The following is a 7,668-nucleotide window of genomic DNA, read 5'->3' on the forward strand; positions in this document are numbered from 1 at the left end:
GATCTCAAAAAGCTGCACTAGCGCGGACTTTAAAATCTCAAAAATTTCTTCCTGCTTCATCGTTATTTCCTGTTTTCAAAGATATATTGCGCGAGGCTTTTTACGCTGTAAAAAATCTCTTTTAAATTTGCCGTTTTAGAGTCAAGTACCAAACCGTAGCTTTTTTGTACCGCAAGGCCAAGCTCGAGCGCATCGACGCTATCAAGACCTAGCCCCTCGTTAAAAAGCGGCGCGTTCTCGTCGATATCGCTTGGTTTCATATCCTCTAAATTTAAGCTCTTTATGATGAGCTCTTTTATCTCGTCTATTAGTTCGTTCATTGTTTAAACTCCTTTGTATAATTTTCGCTGATAAAAGCGTGTAGCTCTCTAGCCCTGATCGGGTTTGGTCTATCCGCGCAAAACCCGTCCAAATTTAGCCTAAAAAACTCTTTGAACTCGTATTTTATCATAATGCTCGGGGTTTTGTACCAAGGCTCGTTTTTTTTGAGGCTGGGCGGATCCATTTTGATAGCGATGGCGACTAGCTGCTTTGCCGCATTTACCGCGATGTAGGCGGCTGCTTTATGAAAAACTATCTCGCCCGCCGTGCGCGTACCCTCGGGAAATATTATCAAGCTCTCGCCGCTTTTTAGTGCGTCCGCGCTTTTTTGCAAGAGCTCCTCGTTTGCGGTATTTAAGATATATCCGCATGATTTTATCGCGGGAGCTAAGAATATATTTTTACCAAGGCTTGCTTTTACCACGCAGTTTGCGCGGCGAATGAGAGCTATCAAAAAGACGACGTCTAAAAGCGAAGGGTGATTTGCGATGATTATCTGCGAGGCGGAGCCAAGCCCCAAAGGAAGGTCAAATTTGGTGCGCTGATAGCCGGAAATTTGCGTAGAAAATATAAAAAATCTCCAAGCCAAACGCACCAGATCGCGGCAAAAATTTCGGATAAACTTAAATTTATAAAGCCCAAGAAGCGCAACCGGAACAAAGATCAAATTTCCAAGCGCGCAAATGAGTCCAAATAGCGCAAAATTCGCCCCTACGATAAAAATTTTAAACCAGTGACGAGGGCTCATAATCCCACCGCCAAGCGGAGTTTTTATCCGCGCTTTGCCAGGAGCATTTTTGCTTCGGATCAAAATTTTGCAGGAATTTAACGAGCAAATTTTCATCCGTTTTGCCGCTAATTTCGCCTTGCGATAGGCTCAAATTTTCGCCCTCGCTAACTAGCAAACAAACCATACAAGAGGGCGCAGACTCGTCAAAATACTCCTGCGAAATGCTCTCGTGATAGGCTAAAACCAGAGCGTTTTTGGCTCCACTTTTTAGCATCAGATGCGCCTGCAGTAAAGCGTACTCTAACGGCGCGTATGCCGAAACGGCGGAGATTTCACTACGATTTTTAAAATTTATCGCTAAAAGCGAGGAAAGGGCGTTGTGCACCGAGAGCGAAAACGAGGTCGGCGAGATGAGCTCGCCGTGAGCTAGCGTACTTTGCAGCTCAAAACAGCGATTTATCTCACCTTCGTACGAGCTAAACACGATAGGCATATCAAGCGGCGCGATGTTTTTAGTTAGATCAAAGGCGCACTTTGCCGCGCGGCTAAGCCTGCGCCGCTCAAGCGGGGACACATGCGAGACGTCAAGCTCCCTCTCGTATATCGCCAGCTTCGCGTCCTGCGCGCCGTTAAAAACAACCGCGTCAAAAAAATCGAGTTTAAAATTTAGCCTCATTGCTCCTTTTGCCGCCTATTTTGCTATATCGCCTTTTAGCGTTACGCCGGCCATCAAAGCGCCCGCGCCGCACTGAAACTGCGTTTTGGAGTCAAAAGGTTGTTTTTTGTAGTAGCCGGTTAAATTTACCACTCTAGTGCCGCCTTCTTGCACCGCACGCTCTTGGAAGGTTTTTACCGCCGATAAAAACGCCCACTCGCATGCCTCTTTGTCGCTTTTGTTAAAGGCATTGGTTTTTTTGTTCGCCATTAGACCGCTTTTAATGATGCCGCCTTTCGTACCCGAGCCGAAGCTTAGCTTGATGTTTGGATTTAGCACCTCTTTAGCCTTTGGCGAGCTTAGCGCCTCCTCGATCGAAAAGCTAAGCACGTCGTCGCGCGCGCTCAAATTTAAAGCCAAGGCGCAAACGCCCACTAAAACCAGTAATTTTTTCATTTTTTCTCCTTATTTCAAATTTGCTTTCAACGCCACCGCAGTCGCCATATTTCCGACTACGCATTGAAATTTATCCTTGCTATCCAGCAACTTATCCTTATAGTTTCCTTGTATGTTCACGACGCTGTTTTTGCCCGCGTTTTTCGCCGCCGTTTGCAGATCGACCAAAACCTTAACAAAAACGTATTCGCAAGACTCCTTGTAGTTATCCTCGCGCGGATCTTTTACCGCGTCGCCGAAACTATCTTCCTCGACCGCGCGGTATTTGTTGCTACGCCTTTGCGATTTTACGGGCTCTAACTCCTCGTCCGTCTGTTTAGAAAACTGCAAGCTTATATCTTTTAGCAGATATTTCTTTGCAAATTTAGACTCCAGCGCGCTTGCGATATCGTGCTCGTAAAACTCGTCCTTCGCCGCAGAAAAAGAGCAAACCAAAAGCAAAACGGCTAAAATTCGTTTCATATTTTACCTTCAAATTTTAAATTCTTTTAAATATCAGCGACGTATTTACTCCGCCAAAAGCAAAGTTGTTACTCATAACAAAGTCCGTATCTATCGCGGTTTGCTCGGTCAGGTAAAAAAGCCGCGCGCACTCCGGATCGACGCTGGTTAAATTTATCGTCGGGAAAAATCTCTTCTCCCGCATCATCATCACGCTAAATATCGCCTCCAAGCCGCCGCAAGCACCCAGCGTATGGCCGAGGTAGCTTTTTAGCGAGCTGATAGCGATCTTGTCACCAAAAAGCTCGTTTGTAGCGATACTCTCGGCGACGTCGCCATGCTTAGTCGCCGTAGCGTGAGCATTTACGTAGCCGATCTTTTCAGGCGTTAAATTTGCGTCTTTTAAAGCTAGAGCCATCGCGCCTTTCATCGTCGCGCTTTGCGGGCGCGTTACGTGCGAGCCGTCGCAGTTTGAGCCAAAGCCTACGACCTCGGCGTAAATTTTAGCCCCGCGTTTTACGGCGCTCTCTTCGCTCTCTAGCAAAAGTATCCCCGCACCCTCGCCTAGCACTAGCCCGTCGCGCCCCTCGTCAAAGGGAGCCGGCGAAATTTCAGGCGAGCCATTTTTCACGCTAGTGGCGTAAAGCATGTCAAACACGTACGCCTCGCTCGGGCATAGCTCCTCAGCGCCGCCTGCTAGCATCATGTCGATCTTACCGCTTTTGATGCTTTCATAAGCGTAGCCAATCGCATGCGATCCGCTCGTACATGCCGATGACGTCGGGATGATGCGCCCTTTTAGCGAGTAAAAAAGCGCGATATTTGCCGCCGTGGTGTGAGGCATCATCTTGATGTAGGTGTTGGCGTTACACTCGTTTTCGCCGCGCTCTAGCAGCTTTGCCATCGCTAGTATCGACTCGGTGCTGCCCGTAGACGAGCCGCACGCGACCCCTAGTCTGCCGTCTTGCACGCTGGGATCAAGGCTCGCGGCGTCTAAATTTTCGCCTTGCATGAGCCCGGCGTCTCTTAGCGCCAGCCCCGCCGCCTCGACGCTATACATCGAGACAGTGCCTAGGCTTCTTAACTGCTTACGGTCCCACGAGCCAGGACATTCATAGCCCTCTATCGGCGCAGCCAGACGAGTATTTAGATCGGCGTACCTATCCCACTGCGGCATATATCTCACTGCGTTTCGGCCGAGCTCAAATTTAGCCTTTATCTCCTCCCAGCTCTTTCCAAACGCGCTCACCATACCCATACCCGTTATAAAAACTCGCATCAGCAAAGCCCTCCGTTTACGCCGATAACCTGCCTCGTTATGTAGGCTGCGCCCTCGCTTAGCAAAAACTCGACCAAAGGCGCGACCTCGTCTGCTTTGCCCGCTCTTTTAGCAGGGATAGCCTTTAAGATCTCCTCCATCGGCAAACCGCCGTCCGTCATATCGGTCTCGATGAGTCCGGGCGCGATACAGTTTACGGTGATATTTCGCGATGCTAGCTCGACGGCGAGGGACTTTGCCGCGCCGATGAGACCGGCCTTGCTAGCCGCGTAGTTGCTCTGTCCGCGGTTGCCTATGACGCCTGAGACCGAGCTCATGACGACGATGCGAGCGGGCTTCTTAGCGCGAATCATAGGCATGAGAGCAGGCTTTAGGACGTTATAAAAGCCGTTTAAATTCGTATCTACGACGCCGAACCAGTCCTCGTCCTCAATGCCGACGAAGGTGTTATCGCGCGTGATACCTGCGTTTAGTACGACTGCGTAATAAGCGCCGTTAGCCTCTATATCGGCCTCGATCGCCGCCCTTGCCGCCTGGGTATCTGCTACGTCAAATTTTAAAGCGCTCAAATTTAACTCGTTTTGTAAATTTGATAGTCGCTCGCTCGCGCTTTTGCCGTGCAGCACGACCTCGTATCCCGCCGCCGCCAGCCGCCTAGCTACCGCTTCGCCGATGCCGCGACTCGAGCCCGTTATCAGCACCCTTTTACTCATCTAGTATCCTTTTTGCGTATTCTTCGTCCGGGCTTAGCACGTTTAGCGTCGCGCGCGCTCCAAGCTCGCCGTTTATGTAAAGCTCGCAGTCGTAAACGCCAAAACCGCTTGCGTCTTGTATCGAGCAGGCGGCTTCGATGACGACTTCGTCTCCGATCTTTAAAAACGGCTTAAATATCTCAAATTTTCTACTGCCCAGCAAAAAGCCTAGCCCAAATTTCATACCTTTTAGCTCGCGCATCTTTGAGTCGTAGATACCCAGCGACTGAGCCATCATCTCGACGGTTTTATGCATGGCGAATTTGCCGTCTGCAAGAAATTTATTATCCTCTTTTATAACGCTTTTGGTTTTTATGCGCCCATCTTCAAATTTAAGCACCTCGTCGATAAAAATGATCGCCGTGCCGTGCGGGAGATAACCCTCTAGGCTCATTTCACCCTCCCAAACACGATCGCCGCGTTATCGCCGCCAAATGCAAACGACAGCGACATAGCTGAATTTACGACCGCTTTTTGGCCAAATTTTACCAAATTTACCCTCTCTATCTCATCATCGTAAACGCCGTCATAAACATGCGGCGGCAGCACCGTTTCGCCCCTAGCGCAAAGCATAGCGCAAAGCGCGCTCTCGATGGCTCCTGCGGCTCCTAACGTGTGGCCGATTAGAGGCTTAACGGAGCTAGCAAAAACGCTCGGCATGAGCGAATGCACGATCTTTGCCTCGATTTTATCGTTTGCCTGCGTGCCGGTACCGTGCAAATTTATATAATCGACGCTGCTTAAATTTGCCGCCTGCAGCGCCTTTTGCACGCACTTTGTTTGCATCTGTCCGCTAAAATCGGGCTGCGTCATATGAAACGCATCGCAGTTTGAGTGCTCGCCTGCGATAACGACATTTGAGATTTCATCCCTGCTCGCCACAAAAAATGCCGCGCCTTCGCCGATATTTATACCGTCGCGATTTTTGGAAAACGGATTGGTCTCGCGCGCGCTTAGGATACCCAGGCTATCAAAGCCGTTTATCGTTAGCGTATTTAGGCTATCTACGCCGCCGCAGATTACGGCGTCGCAGATACCGGGCTCCAGCAGCCTTTTTGCCGTTATGATCGCCTTGACGCCCGAGGTACAGGCCGTCGAGACGGAAAACGCAACCGAGCTAAGCCCGTAAAAATCGGCGATAAATTCGGACGGATTGGCTAAGGAGTTGCGACTGACGCCGAATTTTGAAGCATCAAAAAACCCCGTCGCGGCAAAATCCTTAAACGTTTCGTAGTTTTCCTCCACGCCGCTAGTAGTCGTGCCCACCACTACGCCGACGCGATTTTTGCCGTACTTTTTGATAGCGTCTCGCACGTCTTTATCTATCTGCAAAAGCGCGCTTAAAACCAGAGCGTTCGTGCGCGTTTGCAAGTGTTTTGGCGTATTTTGGCTAAATTTAGCCAGCGGCGCGCGGGCTTTGCCGAGGATAAAGCTTTTATCCGCCCTAAAGCCTTCGCAAACGCTCAAAAATCTCTTTTCGCCGCATAAATTTGCAAAATTTTCCTCCGCATCGGCTCCGGCTGCGCTGATGAGGGCTGGCTTACTAACGTATATCAAGGGCTCTTACCTTAAAATTTTCGTTATTTGCCGTTATGACGGCCTCTTTTTGATTTGATTTTACGATATTTAGCACTTTAGCAAAAAGCTCGTTGTAGGCGCTATTTGGCGGTAAAAAACCGATAGCTTCAAATTCGCCGCTCGGCCTTAAAACTCGCCTAGCCAGCGGAGTACCCATGGAGTTTATCATCGTAAAATAAAAATCATCTTTTTCATGCGAAATATAGAGCAAATTTGAGCCGCTTTGGGAAATCACTTCAAACCCGCGTTTATCGAAATTTACGATCTGCGGAACGTCAAATTTAGCCTTTGCCGCACATCCGTCGAGCACAAATGCCGCCGCAAAAATAGATATAAAATTTAAAACCTTTTTAAACCGCACTCTTTGATCGCCTTATTAAATTTTGTTTGTTTTAGAATAATGCACAGATTATATCTTTTTAACCTTTAAAAACAACGCAGGGTGCATAAATTGGCATCTAAAAATATGTTTTTAACTAAAATTGTTTGATTTTTATTTATAAATTTCTATCTAATTTTACTAGAAAGGGTTTATAAGTATGCATTTTGTTATACGCAAAAGTCCAATCCGTAGTTTTTGCAATTATTAAATATAAAACATATTTATATTGGCTACGCGCGCATAAAAGCATTTAACTTTACGTCTTTAAATTTATATTGATCGATTAACTCTAAGATATTTTATGTAGTTTTATCTGTATGGTTAGCACAAGAATATCGCATAAATCCTTTATAGTTATTTGCTAAAAAAGGATTTATGCGGTTTGATTTATAAGACTAAAATTAGACAGGATAAATAATATTATTCTTATTTTTTCTTTGTTGATTTTTTAGCTTCGACTTCCTTGCCCGCACTTTCTTCAACTTTTTTCTTTGAAGATTTTGCCTTAGTCTTAACATCATCGATGTCTTTTTCTATTTTATCTTCGCTAGATTTTGCTTTATTTTTGATGCTTTTAGAAGCCTTTTCCTCTATGTCGGTTTTGGCCTTATCCGCATCTTTTACAGGCGTAGCTACCTTATCTTCTATATCTTTTGTTTTTTTAGAGACTTCTTTTTTGCTCTGCTTTACTTTATCAGTCATATCATTGACCTCTTTTGCCTTTTTCGATACTTTATCGCTTGCGGGTACTACGCTTGTACCGCTCGTAGATATCTCGCCTTTTAAATTTTCAAAAGTCTTATCGCCGATACCGTTTACGTTTTTAATATCCTCTATGCTCTCAAATTTATTTGTTTTTCTATATTCAATAATAGCATCGGCTTTCGCTGCACCAATGCCGTTTAAGCTCATAAGCTCTTCTTTTGTGGCTGTGTTTAAATTTATAGCTGCGAATACCATTGAGGCGCATGCCAACATTGAAAATACAAATTTGTTCATTGTTTTTCCTTTTGTTTTAGAATTTAATTTTTAATTTTATCTCAAAAATAATTATATATTAGTTAAAATAAATAT

General features: G+C 46.3%; 10 protein-coding genes and 1 pseudogene. All 11 read right to left on the reverse strand.

What is annotated here, in order from left to right; genetic code table 11:
• Positions 1-62 precede the first annotated feature (62 nt).
• Positions 63-320: a phosphopantetheine-binding protein gene (locus Q0200_RS08830; RefSeq protein ID WP_002946940.1), complete on the reverse strand. Its 258-nt coding sequence runs from the start codon at positions 318-320 to the stop codon at positions 63-65.
• Positions 317-1,069, reverse strand: a complete 753-nt coding sequence (locus Q0200_RS08835; protein ID WP_297940458.1) for a lysophospholipid acyltransferase family protein — start codon at positions 1,067-1,069, stop codon at positions 317-319. The genes Q0200_RS08830 and Q0200_RS08835 overlap by 4 nt, the downstream gene beginning before the upstream one ends.
• Positions 1,047-1,727, reverse strand: coding sequence for a beta-ketoacyl synthase chain length factor (locus Q0200_RS08840; RefSeq protein WP_297940460.1), 681 nt, complete (start codon positions 1,725-1,727; stop codon positions 1,047-1,049). Before Q0200_RS08840 ends, Q0200_RS08835 begins: the two co-directional genes overlap by 23 nt.
• A gap of 15 nt (positions 1,728-1,742) precedes the next feature.
• On the reverse strand, positions 1,743-2,162 hold the full coding sequence (locus tag Q0200_RS08845; protein WP_297940462.1) for an excinuclease ABC subunit A: 420 nt from the start codon (positions 2,160-2,162) through the stop codon (positions 1,743-1,745).
• A gap of 9 nt (positions 2,163-2,171) precedes the next feature.
• The gene (locus tag Q0200_RS08850; RefSeq protein WP_297940465.1) at positions 2,172-2,624 is read right to left on the reverse strand and encodes a hypothetical protein; all 453 of its coding nucleotides are present in this window, start codon (positions 2,622-2,624) and stop codon (positions 2,172-2,174) included.
• A gap of 16 nt (positions 2,625-2,640) precedes the next feature.
• Complete coding sequence (locus Q0200_RS08855; RefSeq protein WP_297940466.1) at positions 2,641-3,882, reverse strand: beta-ketoacyl-ACP synthase; 1,242 nt, start codon at positions 3,880-3,882, stop codon at positions 2,641-2,643.
• Positions 3,882-4,595: a 3-oxoacyl-ACP reductase FabG gene (gene fabG, locus Q0200_RS08860; protein ID WP_297940467.1), complete on the reverse strand. Its 714-nt coding sequence runs from the start codon at positions 4,593-4,595 to the stop codon at positions 3,882-3,884. The genes Q0200_RS08855 and fabG overlap by 1 nt, the downstream gene beginning before the upstream one ends.
• Entirely contained in the window at positions 4,588-5,028 is a 441-nt protein-coding gene (locus tag Q0200_RS08865) for a thioester dehydrase (protein ID WP_297940469.1), read from the reverse strand. Before Q0200_RS08865 ends, fabG begins: the two co-directional genes overlap by 8 nt.
• Complete coding sequence (locus tag Q0200_RS08870) at positions 5,025-6,191, reverse strand: beta-ketoacyl synthase N-terminal-like domain-containing protein (RefSeq protein ID WP_297940471.1); 1,167 nt, start codon at positions 6,189-6,191, stop codon at positions 5,025-5,027. Before Q0200_RS08870 ends, Q0200_RS08865 begins: the two co-directional genes overlap by 4 nt.
• Entirely contained in the window at positions 6,178-6,573 is a 396-nt protein-coding gene (locus Q0200_RS08875; RefSeq protein ID WP_297940473.1) for a hypothetical protein, read from the reverse strand. The genes Q0200_RS08870 and Q0200_RS08875 overlap by 14 nt, the downstream gene beginning before the upstream one ends.
• Positions 6,574-7,362: 789 nt before the next feature.
• Positions 7,363-7,593, reverse strand: a pseudogene (locus Q0200_RS08880) (helix-hairpin-helix domain-containing protein); the annotation flags it as partial.
• Positions 7,594-7,668 lie beyond the last annotated feature (75 nt).

The sequence above is a fragment of the uncultured Campylobacter sp. genome, from assembly GCF_938045225.1.
In the GTDB taxonomy this organism is placed as follows: Bacteria; Campylobacterota; Campylobacteria; order Campylobacterales; family Campylobacteraceae; genus Campylobacter_A.